The organism is Streptomyces sp. NPDC004051 (genome assembly GCF_053604275.1).
In genome coordinates this window covers 1-17,200 of sequence record NZ_JBSGHG010000028.1, presented here as the reverse complement: position 1 = coordinate 17,200, position 17,200 = coordinate 1, and the positions used below count along the sequence as shown (strand labels likewise).

15 protein-coding genes and 2 pseudogenes are annotated in these 17,200 nt (G+C 71.0%); 13 read left to right on the top strand and 4 right to left on the bottom strand.

What is annotated here, in order from left to right:
- Positions 1-9: 9 nt before the first annotated feature.
- From ACWEQO_RS24905 to ACWEQO_RS24875, 7 genes and pseudogenes are all read left to right on the top strand, one after another.
- Positions 10-1,419: a SidA/IucD/PvdA family monooxygenase gene (locus tag ACWEQO_RS24905; protein WP_361458994.1), complete on the top strand. Its 1,410-nt coding sequence runs from the start codon at positions 10-12 to the stop codon at positions 1,417-1,419.
- Positions 1,416-2,750, top strand: coding sequence for a glutamine synthetase family protein (locus ACWEQO_RS24900; RefSeq protein ID WP_361458996.1), 1,335 nt, complete (start codon positions 1,416-1,418; stop codon positions 2,748-2,750). Before ACWEQO_RS24905 ends, ACWEQO_RS24900 begins: the two co-directional genes overlap by 4 nt.
- Before the next feature lie 50 nt (positions 2,751-2,800).
- Positions 2,801-3,277, top strand: coding sequence for a redoxin domain-containing protein (locus tag ACWEQO_RS24895; RefSeq protein WP_361458998.1), 477 nt, complete (start codon positions 2,801-2,803; stop codon positions 3,275-3,277).
- A complete protein-coding gene (locus ACWEQO_RS24890) occupies positions 3,270-4,586 on the top strand; it encodes an MFS transporter (protein WP_452985286.1) in 1,317 nt (438 codons plus the stop codon). Before ACWEQO_RS24895 ends, ACWEQO_RS24890 begins: the two co-directional genes overlap by 8 nt.
- Positions 4,583-5,869 (top strand): ATP-grasp domain-containing protein, encoded by a 1,287-nt coding sequence (locus ACWEQO_RS24885; RefSeq protein WP_452985285.1) that lies wholly within the window; start codon positions 4,583-4,585, stop codon positions 5,867-5,869. The genes ACWEQO_RS24890 and ACWEQO_RS24885 overlap by 4 nt, the downstream gene beginning before the upstream one ends.
- 50 nt (positions 5,870-5,919) lie before the next feature.
- On the top strand, positions 5,920-7,308 hold the full coding sequence (locus ACWEQO_RS24880; protein WP_452985284.1) for a hypothetical protein: 1,389 nt from the start codon (positions 5,920-5,922) through the stop codon (positions 7,306-7,308).
- A 143-nt stretch (positions 7,309-7,451) separates the two neighbouring features.
- Positions 7,452-7,628 (top strand): annotated as a pseudogene (locus ACWEQO_RS24875) (IS110 family transposase); the annotation flags it as partial.
- A 415-nt stretch (positions 7,629-8,043) separates the two neighbouring features.
- Here ACWEQO_RS24875 and ACWEQO_RS24870 read toward each other — a convergent pair.
- Positions 8,044-8,943 carry a macrolide 2'-phosphotransferase gene (locus ACWEQO_RS24870; RefSeq protein WP_361459006.1) on the bottom strand — a complete coding sequence of 300 codons (900 nt, stop codon included), beginning with the start codon at positions 8,941-8,943 and terminating at the stop codon, positions 8,044-8,046.
- Between the two features lie 284 nt (positions 8,944-9,227).
- On the opposite strand from ACWEQO_RS24870, the gene ACWEQO_RS24865 reads away from it, so the two are divergent.
- Entirely contained in the window at positions 9,228-9,986 is a 759-nt protein-coding gene (locus ACWEQO_RS24865) for a hypothetical protein (protein WP_452985283.1), read from the top strand.
- Positions 9,987-10,424: 438 nt separating this feature from the next.
- Here the strand turns inward: ACWEQO_RS24865 and ACWEQO_RS24860 are convergent, their stop codons facing one another.
- Positions 10,425-11,843, bottom strand: a complete 1,419-nt coding sequence (locus ACWEQO_RS24860) for a sugar porter family MFS transporter (RefSeq protein ID WP_452985282.1) — start codon at positions 11,841-11,843, stop codon at positions 10,425-10,427.
- 613 nt (positions 11,844-12,456) lie between these two features.
- Here ACWEQO_RS24860 and ACWEQO_RS24855 point away from each other — a divergent pair.
- The 5 genes and pseudogenes from ACWEQO_RS24855 (at position 12,457) to ACWEQO_RS24835 (ending at position 15,568) form a co-directional block, all read left to right on the top strand.
- The gene (locus tag ACWEQO_RS24855; RefSeq protein ID WP_452985281.1) at positions 12,457-13,209 is read left to right on the top strand and encodes a helix-turn-helix transcriptional regulator; all 753 of its coding nucleotides are present in this window, start codon (positions 12,457-12,459) and stop codon (positions 13,207-13,209) included.
- 251 nt (positions 13,210-13,460) lie between these two features.
- Entirely contained in the window at positions 13,461-13,946 is a 486-nt protein-coding gene (locus ACWEQO_RS24850) for a DoxX family protein (RefSeq protein WP_361462394.1), read from the top strand.
- Positions 13,947-14,088: 142 nt separating this feature from the next.
- Positions 14,089-14,550 (top strand): annotated as a pseudogene (locus tag ACWEQO_RS24845) (SDR family oxidoreductase); the annotation flags it as partial.
- A gap of 109 nt (positions 14,551-14,659) precedes the next feature.
- Positions 14,660-14,818, top strand: a complete 159-nt coding sequence (locus ACWEQO_RS24840) for a hypothetical protein (RefSeq protein ID WP_452985280.1) — start codon at positions 14,660-14,662, stop codon at positions 14,816-14,818.
- Between the two features lie 63 nt (positions 14,819-14,881).
- Positions 14,882-15,568 (top strand): RNA-guided endonuclease TnpB family protein, encoded by a 687-nt coding sequence (locus tag ACWEQO_RS24835; RefSeq protein ID WP_452985279.1) that lies wholly within the window; start codon positions 14,882-14,884, stop codon positions 15,566-15,568.
- Positions 15,569-15,734: 166 nt separating this feature from the next.
- On the opposite strand, the gene ACWEQO_RS24830 is transcribed toward ACWEQO_RS24835, so the two are convergent.
- Positions 15,735-16,040 carry a protealysin inhibitor emfourin gene (locus ACWEQO_RS24830; RefSeq protein ID WP_361462392.1) on the bottom strand — a complete coding sequence of 102 codons (306 nt, stop codon included), beginning with the start codon at positions 16,038-16,040 and terminating at the stop codon, positions 15,735-15,737.
- Between the two features lie 84 nt (positions 16,041-16,124).
- The gene (locus tag ACWEQO_RS24825) at positions 16,125-17,033 is read right to left on the bottom strand and encodes a M4 family metallopeptidase (protein ID WP_452985278.1); all 909 of its coding nucleotides are present in this window, start codon (positions 17,031-17,033) and stop codon (positions 16,125-16,127) included.
- Positions 17,034-17,200: the final 167 nt, after the last annotated feature.

Genomic DNA, 17,200 nt, shown 5'->3' with positions numbered 1-17,200 from the left:
GAGGCGCTGATGAGAGACCTGGCACCGCCGCCGGTCGCCTGGCAGGGCGAACGGACGTACCCGCACATGGTCCACGACGACGGCCCCTTCCTGGTGATCGGCGCCGGCCCCAAGGCCGTCGCGCTCGCCGCCAAGTCCAAGGTGCTGCGCGCCGTCGGCTTCGACGCCCCGGAGGTCGTCGCCGTCGAACGGAACCGCACCGCCGCCAACTGGCGAGCGGGACACGGCTGGACCAACGGCCGCCAGCAACTGGGCACCCTGCCCGAGAAGGACCTCGGATTCCCCTACGACTGTTCCGTGTGGGGAAGCCGGCAGGACCCCATCGTCGGCGAGATCGTGCAGCGCATGTCCGACTTCAGCTGGACCGGCCACCTGCTCAGCCGCGGCGCCTACGCGCGCTGGATCGACAGGGGCCGCCCGCAGCCCAGCCACCAGGAGTGGGCCGACTACCTCGAGTGGGCGGCCCAGGAGGCGGGACTGCGCGTCGTGACCGGGGAGGTACGCACCGCCGAGACGGAGCACGGCGGCTGGACCCTCACCTACACCGGCCCGGCCTCCGGCGGTACCCTGCACGGCCGCGGACTGCTGGTCTCCGGACCCGGTCCGCGCGGCGGCACGGTGGTGACCGCCACCGACGACCGCATCGTGGACACGGCCGGCTTCTGGCAGTTGGCCGCCGACGGCCTGCCCGCCGGCCTCCGGCACACCGTGGTCGTCGGTTCCGGCGAGACCGCCGGAACCGTCGTACGGGAACTCGCCCTCGCCCAGGAACGGGACGTCACGGTGGTGGCGCCACGGGCGACGCTGTACAGCAGAGGCGAAAGTCCCTTCGAGAACCGCTACTACAGCGATCCCACCGGCTGGCCCGCACTGACCGAACACGACCGCAGGGAGTTCATTCGGCGCACCGACCGCGCCGTCTTCTCCCAGGACGTCCAGCGGGATCTGGCCCGCACGGCCCGGGTGTCGTGGCAGTCCGGCCGGGTCACCGGAGCCCGGCCGGCCCGTGGTGGAGCCCTTGAGGTCAGCTACGAGTACGGGGGGCAGCTCCGCACCCTCGAGGCCGATCTGCTGGTCGACGCCACCGGCGGCGATCCGATGTGGTTCACCGAGCTGCTCGGCCCGCTGGCGAGCGCGGCGCTGGCCCGCGCCACGGGTGGCCCGACCACCCAGGACAGCCTGGAACGGATCATCAGCCACACGCTGTCCGTGCCCGGACTGCCCGCTCCCCTCCACTTGCCCAACCTGGCCGCCCTCGCCCAGGGACCCGGATTCCCCAACCTCAGCTCCCTCGGCCTGCTCTCCGACCGGGTGCTGTCCGCCTACGTGCCCTCGGCGCCTCCGGCGGACGTCACAGTGAGCGTGGCCTTGACCACCCGGGCCACCGTGCCCTCCCCGTCACACCGAGGAGAACCGTGACCGTCCACGCCGCCCCGACCGGTGAGAAGCCGATCGACACCGACTTCATCCAGCTGCTGTTCACGGATGTCGCCGGACGGCTGAAGACCCTGGAGATCCCCTCCGTCCGATGGGACGCGGTCCGCGAGGCCGGCTGGTGCCTGGACGGCTCCGTGCTGCTCGGCCACGGCGACCCGGACCACAGCGACCTGCGTCTCGCGCCCGATGCCGACACCTTCGTCGTACGGCCGTGGCGCACCCCGTCCGGGCGCACCGTCGGCATGGTCTTCTGCGACGTGCTCGACGGCAGCGGGCGGCCGTTCGCCGCCGATCCGCGCGCGGTGCTGCGCCGTGCCGTGGAAACGTCCGAGGCCCGCGGGCAGCGGCCCGTCTTCGGTGTGGAGGCCGAGTTCTACCTGCTGCGCGACGAGGGGGGCGACGTCCTCACGCCGTCCGACCGGGGCGGCTACTGGGACCTCGGCGAGCGCGAGAACGCCGACGAGGTGTGCCGCGACATCAGCGAGGCTCTGGAGGGCCTGGGCTGCACCGTCACCGGGCACCACCACGAAGTGTGCGCCGGGCAGCGCGAGATCGTCTTCCAGCACGGTGACGCCCTCGCCACCGCGGACCGGCTGCTGCTGCTCAAGCACACGGCCCGGACCATGGCCCGCCGAGCCGGCCTGCGGGCGGTCTTCATGCCCAAACCGCTGGCCCACCTGTACGGCAACGCGCTTCACGTCCATGTTTCGCTGAGCGGCACGGACGCCGCCGACCGCCCGCTGTTCCACGACGCCGCTGACCCGCACGGCATGTCCGGTCTGTTCCGCAACTCCCTCGCCGGCGTCATGGAGCACGCACCCGCCCTCACCGCCCTCGGTAACCCGACGGTCAACTCCTACAAGCGCCTCGTCCCGGCCTCCGGCACCCCCGTGCACCGCAGTTGGGCCCGGCACAACCGGTCCACCGCCTTCAAGGTCGTCGGCGACCCGGCCGTACCGGCCTCGATGCGCCTGGAGATGCGCAGCCCCGACCCGTCGGCCAACCCGCACCTGCTCTTCGCGGGAGTGCTCGCCGCCTTCGCCGACGGACAGGACCTCGGGCTGAAACTCCCCGACGCCTGCGAGGAACCGACGGACGGCATGAGCGGTGCGGAACTCGCCGCGCGCGGCATCCTGCCCCTGCCCACCGACCTGCCCACCGCGCTGCGCTGTCTGACGGAGGACACCGTCGTCCGGGACGCCCTCGGCGAACTCGCCGTGCACGCCCACCTGGAGAGCAGCCGCGCCGACTGGAACGCCTGGCACCGCCTCGTCACTGCCTGGGAAGTGGAGCGGTACGCGGATTCCGTGTGAGCATCGCCTGCCGAAGCCGCAGCACTCCCGCACCTTTCGAAGGAACCACCATGCAGAACACCGTCCAGACCACCGAAGGACCCGTCGCCGTCCCCTCCGCCGACCACGAGTGGACCGTCCTGTTCTTCATCACCGAGCCCGGCATCGGCGAGCGGCTGCCCGAACTCGCGGGCTGCACCACGGGGCTGTGCTCCGCGCGCGACGAGGCCGCCGCCTTCGCGCGTGCCGGTGCCCGTGTGCTCGGCGTCAGCGCGCATGCCCCGGGGCACCTGGCCGAGTTCGCCAGGAGCCGCGGGCTTGGCTTCCCGCTGGTCGGTGACGACGACCTGTCCCTCGGCCGGGAGCTCGGAGTGCCGGAGGTGAGGGTCGGAGAGCGAACGCTGTTCGCCCGCGCCGGCGTCGTACTCGACCGCACAGGCCGGGTACGGTCCCTGATCCACCCGGTCCCCGAGCCGGAGCGGCACGCCGGGCTCGTCCTGGCGAAGCTCGCGGAGCTGGCGGAGTCCGGCAGGGCCGCAGATGACTGAACCGACGAGAGCGCGCACGGCGGGGCGGGGCCTGACCCGGATACGGCACGCGCTGCCGGACCGGGGAGCACCGCGCGCGCTCGTCCTGTCCACCTTCGTGGGACAGACCGGCAGCGGCCTGCTGCTGCCGGTCAGCGCGCTGTTCTTCACCCGGTCCGTCGGGCTGTCCCCGTCCCAGGTCGGTGTGGGCCTCGCCGCGGCGGGACTGGTCGGGCTGGCAGCGGCCGTGCCGGCCGGCCGGATGGCCGACCGCTTCGGCGCCCGCGGCACGTACGGCGCCGCCCTGCTCGCCCAGGCTCTGGCCACCGCCTCGTTCGCCCTGGTCCACTCACTGTGGGCGTTCATCGCGGTCAGTTCCGTCGCAGCGGTCGCCGAACGCGGCGGCAGCGCGGCCCGGGGAGCCGTCATCAGCAGCGTGGGGACCGGGGAGGCACGGGTACGGCTGCGCGCCCTGCTGAAGTCCGTCACCAACGCGGGCCTGAGCATCGGTTCCGCGCTGGCCGCATTCGCCCTGGCGGCCGACACCCGCACCGGCTACCTCACGGTCGTGTTCGTCAACGCCGCAGCGTACGTCCTGGCCGCGCTGCCCCTGCGCAAGGTGCCGCCCGTCCCGCCCGCCCCCACCGGACCCGCGGCGCCGCCCCGCCGCACCGTCCTGCGCAACCGGCCCTACGCGCTGGTCACCCTGGTCTGCGGAGTGACCAGCATCCACTACGAGGTGCTGTCACTGGCGCTTCCCCTGTGGATCGCCGGCCACAGCAGCGCGCCCCAGTGGAGCATCTCCGTGGTCATCCTGGCCAACACCGTGCTGGTCGTGCTGTTCCAGGTGCCGTTCTCCCGGGGTACCGGGGACGCGGTGACCGCCGCCCGCGCGGTGCGCCGCTCGGGCTGGGTGCTGTGCCTCGGCTGGGCCGTGATCGCCTGCGTCGTCTTCGTCCCGGCGCCTCTGACGGCCTTCGCTCTGCTCGTGGTCGGGATGGTGCTGCACACGGTCGGCGAACTGTGGCACTCCGCCGGCAGCTACGGGCTCAGCTACGAACTCGCGCCGGACGGCTCGCACGGCGAGTACCAGGGGTTCTTCTCCCTCGGCCGCGGCGTCACCGGCGTACTGGCGCCCATGGTGCTGACGACCTTGTGCCTCGCCTCCGGCCCCGACTGGCGCCCGGTCGGCGGCTGGCTGCTGGTGGGCCTCGTGGTGGCCGTGACCGCCGCGGCCGCTCCCCGCACGGCGCAACGCGCCGGAGACACGGCGGCCCGGGCCCTGGCCGGCGTCGTCCCCCGCCCTCGGACCACACAGGACTTGGCATGAAACACACCGGACCGACCCCCCTCGTCCCGTCCCTCGCCACCGCCGAAGGCCCGGCCACCGCGCCGGACCGGCCCGCGGTGCTCGTCCTCGGCGGCGGCACCCGGCTGCCACGGGCGCTGCGCGCCCACGGCATGTACGTCGTCTACGGCGGCACGCGCGACGAGTTCGGCCCCGGCCACCGGGATGCGTGCGACGAGGCGCTGCTGCTGCCCGACGACCACGAGGACACCTGGGTACGCCGGGCCGTGACCCTGCACGGCGAGCTGCCCTTCCGGAGTGTCGTCACCGTGCGGGAACGGTTCCTGACCATCGCGGCCCGAATCCGCGACGTCCTCGCACTGCAGGGGAACACGCTGGAAACGGTGCTGGCCCTGAAGGACAAGGTGCGTATGCGTGAGCGCCTCGACGGCTCGCCGGACGGCACCGCCGTGCGAGCCCGACTGCTGCACGCCCCCGGGGACGTCGACGCGTTCATCGCCGAGGCCGGCCTGCCCGTCGTGGTCAAGCCGCGCGACGGCTCCGGCAGCGAGTCCGTCCTCGTGGTGAGCGGCGCCGACGACATGGCCGAGGCCGCCCGCCGGGTCGCGGCCCGGCCCGGCGGCCTTCTCGCCGAGGAGTTCCTCGACGGGCCGGAGTTCAGCGTGGAGTCGTTCTCCGAGAAGGGCGAGCACCACATCCTGGCGGTGACCGAGAAGTTCACCGGGGAGAACGCCGTCGAGATCGGCCACGTGGTTCCCGCACGGATCGAGGCGGACCAGTACGCGGCCCTCGCGGACGCCACCCGCTGGTTCCTCGACGCGATGAGCCTGACCGAGGGACCCGCCCACACGGAGATCATCCTCACCCGGAACGGGCCCCGGATCGTCGAGTCCCACAACCGTCCCGGCGGCGACGGCATCATCGACCTGGTCCGCGAGGTCAGCGGAACCGACGTCCGTGACCTGCTCGCCGCCCAGCTCGCCGGGCTGCCTTTCGACTCGCCCCGGCCTCGTGCCCCGGCCCGTGCCGCCGCGACCTGGTTCGCGACGGCCTGCCCGGGCGTCGTCACCGACGTCACGGGATGGCAGGAGGCGGCCGCGAGCCCCGGCGTCGTCACCGCGGCCCCCGACGTCGCGCCCGGCGACACCGTGACACCGCTGCGCGGATCGGACGACCGCTGCGGAGCGGTGATCGCGGTGGGCGCGACACCCGACGAGGCGCTGGACCGGGCGCGGGCCGCGCTGAGCCTGGTGCGCATCGTGACGGAGCCCTGCGCGGGGCGAGAGAGCCCGGCCCACGACTGACCGCGACCGTTCCGACGCGTCACCATCCCGACGCAACGAGAAAGCCGACGATGGACACCTTCCGCACACCGCCCAGCACCGGGCGACCGGCCGATCCGATCACCTCCCGCTACCTGGAAACCGACGCTGGTCGGCGGTCGACAACCCTGGAGTCCCTGGACCCGGACCGCCTGCGCACGGTACGCGCGGCACTGGAGGACCGCTTCCTGAGCCGCCCCGTGTTCCTGACGGCGAACGCGGCCGCACGCGTGGAAGCCGACCTGAACGGTGTGGTGGACATGCTGTTCTCGCTTCCCGGGCGCCTCTTCGACGGCGACCTGCACGCCTTCGCCGGCGCGGTCGGGCTCCGCCCCCACCAGGCACGTCTGGCCCTGCGCCCGCCGGTGCCCGCGCCGGTCCGCATCGGCCGCGCCGACCTCTACCGGGACGCGCACGGCTTCAAGCTGCTCGAGTTCAACCTCAGCAGCGCCCTGGGCGGTCTGCAGATCCCCGAGATGAACCGGCTGCTGCTCGGGGACGCGGCAGTCGCCGAGTTCGTCGCGGCGGAGGGGCTCGGCTTCCCGGACACGGTCTCCGCGCTCGCCGAAGCGGTGCGGGCGACGGCAGAGCAGAACGGACGTACGCAGGACCCGTGCCGGGTGGCCCTGATGGACTGTCCTTCCGGCTACCGGGAGACGGAGCCCGAGATCACGGTGCTCGCCCGCCTGCTGGCCCCGCACGGGATCGAGGCGTTCGGCTGCCACACGGGCCAGGTGAGCGAGTCCGGTGGCCGGGTGGTCGTCCGGGGGCGCCCCGTCGACGTGGTCCACCGCTACTTCACCCTGGGCGAGTTGACGGCCGACGCGGCCACGACGTCTGCCGCCGAGGAACTCCTGGGCGTGTTCGCGCGGTGCGAGGTGCCCGTGCTGTCGCCGTTGCGCACCTCGATGCACGGCAACAAACGCGCCCTGGCCATGCTGTGGGAGGAGCAGTGCCAGTCCACACTCACCCCGCGGGAGAAGGACCTCGTGGCGCGCCTGCTGCCGTGGACCCACGAACTGCGTCACGGTCCCGCGACGGTGCGGGGCGAGCGGGTCGATCTGCTCGCCCACTGTCTGCGCCACCGTGAGGGCCTCGTGCTCAAGCCGGCACACGGGCTGGGCGGTTCGGGAACGGTTCTCGGCCGGGCGGTCACCGACGAGGAATGGGCGGCGAGCCTCCAGCGGGCCCTGTCCCAGCCCCACATCGTCCAGGAACTGGTCACCCCGGTACCGGAGCTCTTCCCCGACCCGCAGACGGGCGAGCCGGCCGAGTGGATCCTCAACTGGGGCGCGTTCCTCATCGGGAGGCGCTACGCGGGTACGTTCCTGCGGGGCCTGCCCGCCGGGCGCGCCGATGTCATCTCGTACGCCGCGGGAGCGTACGCAGGATGTGTGTTCCAGCCCATGGACCCGCACTGAGCGGACCCGCACCGGGCGACCGGGCTCCCGGCAGCACCGGAGCCCGAACCGGCGTTGCACCCCGGCACCCCGTATGAGCGGGTACGCCACGGCGACTCCGCACACGACGACTCCGCACACGACGACCCCGGCCACCACGCGGCATCTTCCTCGGCCCGGACGTCGGCAAGGGCGAACACCACGCCACCGCCGTCACCCCGACCGGGAAGAAAGCCTTCGACAAGCGGCTGCCCAACAGCAAGCCCAGACTCCGCGAGCTCTTCGCAAAGGTGCAGGCCGAGCACGGCACCGTGCTCGTGGTCGCGAGCCAACCGGACTCCGATCGGCGTCAGTTCGGCCACCAGGGCCGTCGCCGGGATGGCGACCGTCTCCAGCTGTAGCGTCCGGAAGCCGCTCGCGCCGCTGGTGGAAGCGCTGCCCCGTCCAAGAGCCGGTTCGGCACACCACCCGGCGGTCCGGCAAGCACCAGTCAACCCACGAGCAGCCCTGGTCCACCCGGCGCGACGTCGCGCACGGTGACCGACACGGCCCCGCGCCCCCGACACGACCACGACCGTGGCGGCGGTGCCGAAGAGGCACCGCTCCGTGCCGTACCTGTGTTCGCCGTCATCGCCTCCTCGCCGGCTGTCCCTGTCTGCCGCAGTTCACTGAAGAGCACGATCAGTTCGCGTGCCGACCGGGAAGGTGTGGAAAGCCGGTGCGGCTCCCTCGCACGTCTTCGGAACGGGCGGGGCATCAGGCCTCGGGGTTCAGCATCGCCGCCGCGGTGGCCAGGTCGGTCTCGGCGCCGGTGGTCAGCGCGTACAGGGCGTACCCGATCGGGGAGGCGTCCCACAGGTGCTTCGCCTGGGCCGCCAGGCCGGGGTGGACGTGCCCGCCCGCCTGCTCGTACGCGGTGAGGGTGGCCTGCAGCATCTCCTCGCCCGCGGCGCCGTACTGGGCGGACAGGTCACGGGCGGGGTCGTCCACGCGGGCGGTGGTCCAGTCCAGCACCCCGGTGATGGTGCCCTCCTCGTCGAACAACACGTGCGCGGGGTAGATCTCGCCGTGGGTCATCACGGTCTGCTCGGGCCAGCAGGTGTCGTCCTCGAGCCAGGCCTGCCAGGCCTCGGTCAGGGCGGGGGAGACAGTGAAGGCCTCGCTCACGCGGGCGACGTCGTCCCGCCACGCCTGCCGTACCTGGGCCGGGGTGCGGACCTCGACGCCCGCGGCCTCGGCCTGCTCCGGGGCGATGGAGTGCAGACGAGCCAGCAGGCGCCCCAGGCGCTCGGCGTAGTCCGGGCTGGCAGGGTCCATGTGCCAGTTGGGCTCCCCGGTGTCGGTCAGGGTCAGGCCCGGGGCGCCGGGCAGGGCCGGGTAGGCGATCAGCTCGGGGGAGCGGACCTGCCAGTCGGGGACCGCGACGCAGTCCTCGGCCAGGACGGGGGCGACCAGGTCGAGGATGCGCGTCTCGGCGGCCATGCCCTCGGAGACGTCGGCGCGGCGCGGTACGCGCAGCACCCACCTCCGGTCGGCCGCGTCGGAGGCCATGACGACGCGGTAGTCCAGGCCCGCCTCGTTCACGGTGGCGTCCCGCGCGGACAGGCGCGGGCCGTGGGCGGCGGCCAGGGCGATGACGTCATCGATCGTGCTCATGGGACCACGCTCTCACCTGCGCCTGCGCCACTTCCAGTTTTTTCCCCTCACCCGCCGTACCGCCGAGGGGCTGCTCCGGAGCGGCACGGCCTGCTCCTCGACCATCCCCGCTTGCCAGATCGATCCTGCACTCACCCTGCCGCACGGCCCGGCCGGGCGATAGAGTCCAGATGTGCGTTGATCTTCCGGGCGGCGGCCCTGCGCAGCCGCGGACGGTGCGGGGCGCCTCGTAACGGGGCCGCCCCAGCAGGCATACCCGTCGTCCCCCACCGGAGATCCACACCATGACTGCTCAGCAGCCCCTCACCTACGACGCGTTCGTCGAACTCGCCGCCGCTGATTCGGCCGTCGTCGGCCTCGTCCTCAAAGGGTCCCAAGCCCACGACGGCATGATCACCCCATCCTCCGACCACGACTTGTACGTGGTCGTCGCGGATGACGCCAGGACCGAGCTGACCCGGTTCGCGGGTCACCGCAGCGCCGAGCTCGACCTCGTCATCGTCACTCTCACCGAGTTCCGTGGGGCCGGACTGCCCGGTTGGGAACGCTACGCCCTCGCCCGCGCCCGGATCGTGCTCGACCGGCTCGACGGAGGCATCGCCCGCATCCTCGCCGACCGGGACCGGCTGGATGCCGATGAGGCGTTCCGGGACTCCGGCGGATGGCTCGACGCCTACGCCAACTCCCTCTGCCGCTCCGTCAAGAACCACCGCGACGGCCGGGCGCTCGCCACCCGCCTCGACGCCGCCGACAGCATGCGGCTCCTGCTCGAGCTGCTCTTCGCTCTCGATCGTCGCCCCCGCCCCTACAACAAGTACCTGGAGTGGGAGCTCGCCCGGTACCCGCTGCCGGGCTGGGACACCGACGTACTGCTCCGCGCCGTGGACCGCATCTCGACCACGGGTGACGTATCCCTGCAACGGCACCTGTTCGCCCTGGTCGAGACGGCGGTCCGGGAGGCCGGGCACGGCGAGGTGCTGGACGCATGGGGCGAGGACCTGGACCTCATGCGACCGCGAGAGGCAGACAGCGAGGTTGCCTGACGTCTGCCCTGGGGTGACGGCGTCGGAGCCGTCCTGGATGGCTCCGCTCACTGGGCTGGGCCCGTGGCAGTTCGCCGATCCGGTCAGCGCTTGCGGCGCGAGGACGCCGATCCGGTTCCCACCTGCTTCGGGCGGCCGTCCCGGCCCTGAACGGACGGACAAAACGACCCATGGAAAGGAGAGCCATGCCCGCAGACCTCGACGATCGAGCAGTGAGCGACTGGTGCATCGAGCACTTGGGCTGCCCGGTCACCGAGCGCACTTTCACGGCGGGGAACCTGCCCGTGGTCCACGGATGACGACTTGTGAGGCGGCACTCGACGTCGACGACGCCCTCGTCGCCGCCCCACGGAGGGCAGTGACCGAGAGAGGCGGCGGACGGGACGAGGAGAAGGGCGGCGGGGACTCGAGCCCTTCTCCTCGGTCCCGTGGGCGCGGTCAGCCCATCTCCTCCAGGGCCTTGCCCTTCGTCTCCTTGACGAACTTCAGGACGAACGGGATGGAGAGCGCCGCGAACACCGTGTAGATCACGTAGGTGCCGGAGAGGTTCCAGTCGGCCAGTGACGGGAAGCTCGCGGTGATCATCCAGTTGGCGATCCACTGGGCGGCGGCGGCCACGCCCAGCGCGGCGGCGCGGATCTTGTTCGGGAACATCTCGCCGAGCAGCACCCAGACGACCACACCCCAGGACAGGGCGAAGAAGAGGACGAAGAGGTGGGCGGCGACCAGGGCAATCAGGCCCTGGGTGGCCGGCAGCTTGCCGTCGACCAGCGGGTGCGAGAAGGCCCAGGCCTCCAGGGCCAGGCTGACAACCATGCCGGAAGAGCCGATGAGCGCGAGCGGCTTGCGGCCGATGCGGTCCACGAAGATCATCGCGATGACGGTGCCGACGATGTTGATGATCGACGTGGTGAACGAGTAGAGGAACGAGTCCGTCGGGTTGATGCCGACCGACTGCCACAGCGTCGCCGAGTAGTAGAACGCGACGTTGATGCCGACGAACTGCTGGAATGCGGACAGGCCGATGCCGATCCAGACGATCCGCTTGAAGATGAAGCTGCTGCCGAGCAGGTCCTTGAAGGTGGACTTGTGCTCGCGCTTCATGGCGTGCTCGATCTCGGCCACGCGGGCGTCGAGGTCGACGCCCTTGCCCTCGACCTCGGCGAGAATCTCGCGGGCGCGCTCGCGGCGGCCGACGGAGAGCAGGAAGCGCGGGGACTCGGGAATGACGAGGGAGAGCATCCCGTACAGCACGGCCGGGACGACCATCACGCCCAGCATGACCTGCCAGGCCTCCAGACCCAGCAGCTCGCCGCGCTGGTCGCCGCCGGCGGCGTGGAGCAGACCCCAGTTGACCAGCTGGGAGGTGGCGATGCCGACGACGATCGCGGCCTGCTGGAAGGAGCCGAGCCGGCCGCGGTAGGCGGGCGGGGCGACCTCGGCGATGTAGGCCGGGCCGATGACCGAGGCCATGCCGATGGCGAAGCCGCCGATGATGCGCCAGAAGGCGAGGTCCCACAGGGCGAAGGGCAGGGCGGAGCCGATGGCGCTGACGGCGAACAGGGTCGCGGCGATCTGCATGCACCGGATGCGGCCGATGCGGTCGGCCATGCGGCCCGCGGTCGCGGCACCGATGGCGCAGCCGATCAGCGCGACGGCGATGACCTGGGCCAGCTCCGCGGATCCGATGTCGTAGCGGCTCCGGATGGCCTCGACGGCGCCGTTGATCACGGAGCTGTCGTAGCCGAAGAGGAAACCGCCCATGGCGGCCGATGCCGCGATGAAGACGACGTGCCCGAGATGTTCGGGACGAGCCGTACCGGCTCCTGGCCTGGGGGCCTGCTCTGTGCTGGTCACGTGTACTCCTCGGGCGCACCGGCAACGCTGCCGGGGTGGGGTCAGCCCTTCCGGGCGAGACCTGAAGGCAAAAGCGACGCCACAGAGACCATGCCTTCGAATGTCGAGGGCAAGACCTCTGCTGCTGCGAAATTTCACCGCCCGTCGAGCGGGCTTGCGTTCAAATGGTGTAGTCAAATATCGGACACGGTCCGACTACCCCGAAGTCGCGGAGGCACGCGGGGTCCAGGGCACAGGGGTTCCCGGGCGGCGGAGCCTCGGCCGGGGCCCGCGCTTCGGCTGGACGAGTCCTTCCGAATGCCTGCGGGCACTGCGAGGACTGGGTCGGGAAACCCGGGCGGTCGACGACAGGGGAAGCGACGTCGAGCACCGGGCTGGTCGCTCAGGAACCGATCGGCACCGTGACCGGGATCGGGTGGAACGGGTGCCCCTACGGGCCGGCGAGTGAGGCGCTGACCGGACGCTCCGCCTGAAGTCGCGCCTCATCGGTCATCGCAGCCTCCTCTTGTTTCACCAATGAATGTTGGTTTTATCGAAGGGAAGCGTCAAGATATGCAGGATGCAGGGCCACAAGAGCACTTGTGCCCACGCAGATGAGAGTTACTGTGGTCGTGTGGCTTCCGATCAGACAGCGCAGAACGACGCGGTCGGCAGCGCCATCGACTCCGTCAGCGTCCTGAGTGAGAACTCACGGCGGCGCATGTTCACCTTCGTCCGCCGTGCGGGCCGCGCCGTCACGCGCGACGAGGCCGCCGCCAGCGTCGGCGTATCCCGCAAGCTCGCCGCCTTCCACCTCGACAAGCTCGTCGACGCCGGCCTGCTGCGCGTCCGGTACGAGACGCCCGGCGGGATCCGCAAGGTCGGCAGACGGCCGAAGGTGTACGAGCCCACCGACGCCCAGATCACCGTGAACATCCCCGACCGGCACCACGAACTCCTGGCGGACCTTCTCCTGGACGCCGTCCTGACCGAGGAGGCCGACGAGAACGCTGCGCAGGCGGCGGTGCGGACCGCCGAACAGCGCGGCCGGCAGATGGGTGAAGCCGCGCGGGAGGAAATCCGTCCGGGGCGCCTGGGCCCCGAGCGGGGGCTGACCGTCTGTGAGCGGCTGCTGGACAGGTACGGCTACGAGCCCGTCCGGGAAGGCCCGACCCAGCTCCGGCTGCGCAACTGCCCGTTCCAGCCGCTGGCCGCGAAGGCTCCCGACCTGGTGTGCGGCATGAACCAGGCCTTCCTCTTCGGCTACCTCACCGGCCTGCAGGTCAACGGGGTCCAGGCCGTCCTGGCCCCCGAGCCCGGCGAATGCTGCGTGCGACTGGGCCCGAACGGCACCGATCGTGATGACCAGGCGCTCCAGGACCACTGACGCCACACCGACCGCCTGCCCCCGCGGGCCGCCGCCCAGGCCGACGCTGCCCGCAGCGAAAAGATCGGATGGGGAGGGGGCTCGCCCGCGACACCACGCGGAGCTCACCCGTCACCGGTGCTCGACATCCGGTCGAGTTGGGGAAACGTTCGTTCTGGCGTTCCAACCGGAGCATTGCCATGTTGACCAAAAGCATTCTGAATCCTTCCGTCCTTTCCACGAAACCGGTGGCGCATCGGACCACCGTGCCCATGGCGACCGCCGCAGACTTCGGCCTGCTGCTCATCCGGCTGACCTTCGGCCTGCTGATGGCCGCACACGGGGCTCAGAAAGTTTTCGGACTCTTCGGAGGCGAGGGCCTGGCGGCGACCGGCAAGGGGTTCGAGGCCCTGGGCTACCACCCGGGAGGGCTCTTCGCCGTGATCGGGGGCATGTCCGAGTTGCTCGGCGGCCTCGGTCTGGCCCTCGGCCTGCTGACGCCGCTGGCGGCCGCCGTCCTGATCGGCGTCATGATCAATGCGATGGCCACGGTCACCGGCGCTCACGGCCTGTGGGAAACGGACGGCGGCGTGGAATACAGCGTCTGTATCGCTGTCGTCGCCCTGGCCGTCACCGCCATCGGTCCGGGCCGGCTGGCTGCCGACCGCCCGTTCCGCTGGGGCAAGGGCGGCTGGAAAGAGGCAGCTTTCGCCCTCGGCCTGGGCGGCATCGCCGCAGCGATCACGCTCACCCTGTAGGCCGCAAAGCGCCCACCCGCGGCCCCCGCTGCGCGCCAGGCTTTCCCTCGCTCGGCCATGCCGTTCCCGCTGAGTGAGCAGGACGCCGGGACGCTGCGCCTGTATTGGTCACGAGCGTTGTTGACATCGGCCGGGCTCGAGCATGGCGAAGACCTCCGGCGGGGTGGAGATGCCGAGTCTCCACCCCACCGGAGGCCGGGCCTTTCTCGAGGCCGGCTCGCCATCACCGACCGCATCACCATCGATGCACTGGCCTGACCCGGTCAGGACCCGCTTCCCCCCGCCCAGTGCCGGCACGCGCTCAGGCCTCTGTCCGCGGCCCGGCCCTCCCCGGGTGAACGCCCATGAACCCCGCCTACGACTTCACCGGCCGGCTCGCCTTCGTCACCGGAGTCTCCTCCGCATGGGCCTGGCCGCCTCCGGCGCCGCTGTCGCCCCCACCGACATCGATGAAGCCGCCCTGACGTCCGAGGCCGAGCAGCTCACCGGTGAAGGCCACCACGTCATCGCCATGATCTGCGACGTCGCCGACGAGGACCAGGTCGCCGCCGCGGTCGACCACACGGTGGACATGTGCGGCCGCCTCGACATGACCTACGACAACGCCGGCATCCAGATCCCGGCCGCGGACGCCGCCGACGAATCCGCCGAGGTCTTCGACTGTGTCCCGCCATCAACCTGCGGGGCATCTGGGCCGGTACGAAACACGAACCGTGCCACATGCGCCCTACCAGAACTTCTTCGACTCGCTCACCGGCAGGCGACCGGGCCGCAAGGCCGGGCCGCCCCGCTACAAGTCGAAGAAGGACACCCGGCAGTGGATGCGCCTGACCTCCAACGCCTTCTCCCTGCAGGAGAACGGCACAGAATAGGTGGCCCAGGTCGGCAACCTCAATGTGAAGTGGTCGCGCCGGCTTCCCACCGCCCCGACTTCTGTGACCGTCACCCGGAACAGCGCGGGCCGCTACTTCCTCAGCTTCGTCGTGGACACCGCACCGGACGTCCTCCCCGAGGCGGAAACCGAAGCCGGGATCGATCTCGGCCTGTCCGCCTTCGCCGTCCTGTCCGACGGGCGCAAGATCGACAGCCCGCGCTTTCTGCGCCGGGCGGAGAAGAGGCTCACACGCCTCCAGCGGGAGCTGTCCCGCAAGCAGAAGGGATCGAAGAACCGGGCCAAGGCCCGCAGCAGGGTCGCACGCCGGCACGCGCGGGTGGCCGACCGGCGCCGGGACTTCCACCACCAGGCCTCCACACGGATCATTCGCGACGACCAAGCGGTGTACGTGGAGGACCTCGCGGTGTCCGGCTTCGGCCGCACCCGGCTGGCCGAGTCGGTGCACGATGCGGGATGGTCCGCGTTCACCCGGATGCTGGAGTACAAGGCGGCCCGGCATGGCCGCACCTTCGCCAGGGTGGACCGGACCTTCCCGTCCTCCCAGCTCTGCTCGGCCTGCGGATTTCGGGACGGGCCGAAGCCGCTGCACGTCCGGGAGTGGGCGTGCGGCGGGTGCGGCACGGTGCACGACCGCGACCACAACGCAGCATGTAACGTCCTGGTCGAGGGACGCCGTATCGTCGCCGCCGGAAGGGCGGAGACACAAACGCCCGTGGAGCGCCGGTAAGACGGACACACCCGCCCGCACAGCGCGGTGAAGCAGGAAGCCCCCGGAAGGGCCGGACGGCCCAGGCCGGAATCCCTGGACTTCAGGCCAGGGAGCACGTCAATGGAGCCATCGGCGAGGGTCGCCCGGCGTCTGTTGGTCGTTGCGCGGTGGCCGCCCTCACTCGTCATTGCTGCACGAAGTGTTTCTCGAGCCAGCCGAGCAAGGCCGCGAACTCCGGGGTCATGGTGGTGTCCGACTGGGTGAGGACGGTCAAGCGGCCATTGTTCTCCACCGTGATCGTGTAGCTCATGGCGTCCCGGGCTCGGCCCGGCGGCCGTTCCTCCTCGGCCGCCGGGCCGGCCGCCGCCACCAACTCGGCCAGCTCCGCGGCGGTTTTCGTGGGCAGGGTGTCGGTGTCCAGGGCCTTGGGTGGGAGCCGGAGCCGGATCGCGGCCGCCTGCCCGCCGTGTGTCGCCAGGGTCACCTTCATCGTCCACAACCTTCACGGCCGGGCGGTGCTTCTCGCCGTTTCGATCAGCCGAGGTCGGCCCGCCCTCCGGTCGTTCGTCGGCGGTCACTTGCCCTTCAGCGCGGCCAACTCCTTGGCCAGTCCCGTCACCTGAGAGGACAGTGCCCCGACCTGTTTGGTCAAGGAGGCCACGCCGTCCTCCCGGCCCACGCCGCCGTCGCGGCCGGCCGCGAGGCTGCGCGCCCGGGCGACTCCGGTCGGGACCCCGCTGATCTGTATGCCCACCTCCTGCCAGGCGGCCAGCACGGCCAGTTGTTCGGCGCTACCGGCCCCGAACAGTTCCTCGGCCTTCTGGTAGGTGGTGTCCGCGAAGTCCTGGAACTGCGTCTCCATGCTGGAAGCCTTGAGTGATTCGTACCAGATGAGTCCGGGAGCCTCCCACGCGAATCCGCCGATGCCCACCGCCGTCTGGTAGAACGCCTTGTTCGGAATGCCCGAGTTGATGTGCACGCCGCCGAAGTCCCCGAGCTCGGTGTCCGGCAGGCTGACGTATTTGCTCATATGGTCGGGCTGAAGGTCCTTGCCGAACAGGGCGTTGTCGTATGCCTGCCCAGGGGCCTTCATCGAGCGTAGGGCGTCGGCGTCGATCCCCGGAGTGAAGATCTCGGCCCCGATCAGCCAGTCCGCCTCGTCGACCGTCTGCTTCATCGACCACTGCTTGGCCAGCGACCCGAAGACATCCGAGATGGACTCATTCAGGGCCCCGGACTGATTGTGGTACACGAGTCCCGCGGTGTTCTCGGTGACTCCGTGCGTCAGTTCGTGGGCGATGACGTCGAGGGATCCCGTGAAGTCGGTGAATACCCTTCCGTCACCGTCACCGAAGACCATCTGCTGGCCGTCCCAGAATGCGTTGTTGAAATGCGAGCTGAAGTGGACGTACCCGTTCAGGCGCATCCCCCGGTCGTCGATCGAATTGCGCTGGAACAACTCGTGGTAGAAGTCGCGCGTCACGCCGAGTCCGTCGAACGCCCGGTTGACGGAATCGTCCCCGGATGCGGGTCCGTCCTCCGACCGGGCGAGTGCGGCTAGGGCGTGTTTTGAAAGTGCCTGGATCCCCTTGTTCTGCGTCGTGATGATCTCGGTGTGGGGCGAGGGGATCTTTCAGACGAGCAGTGGTC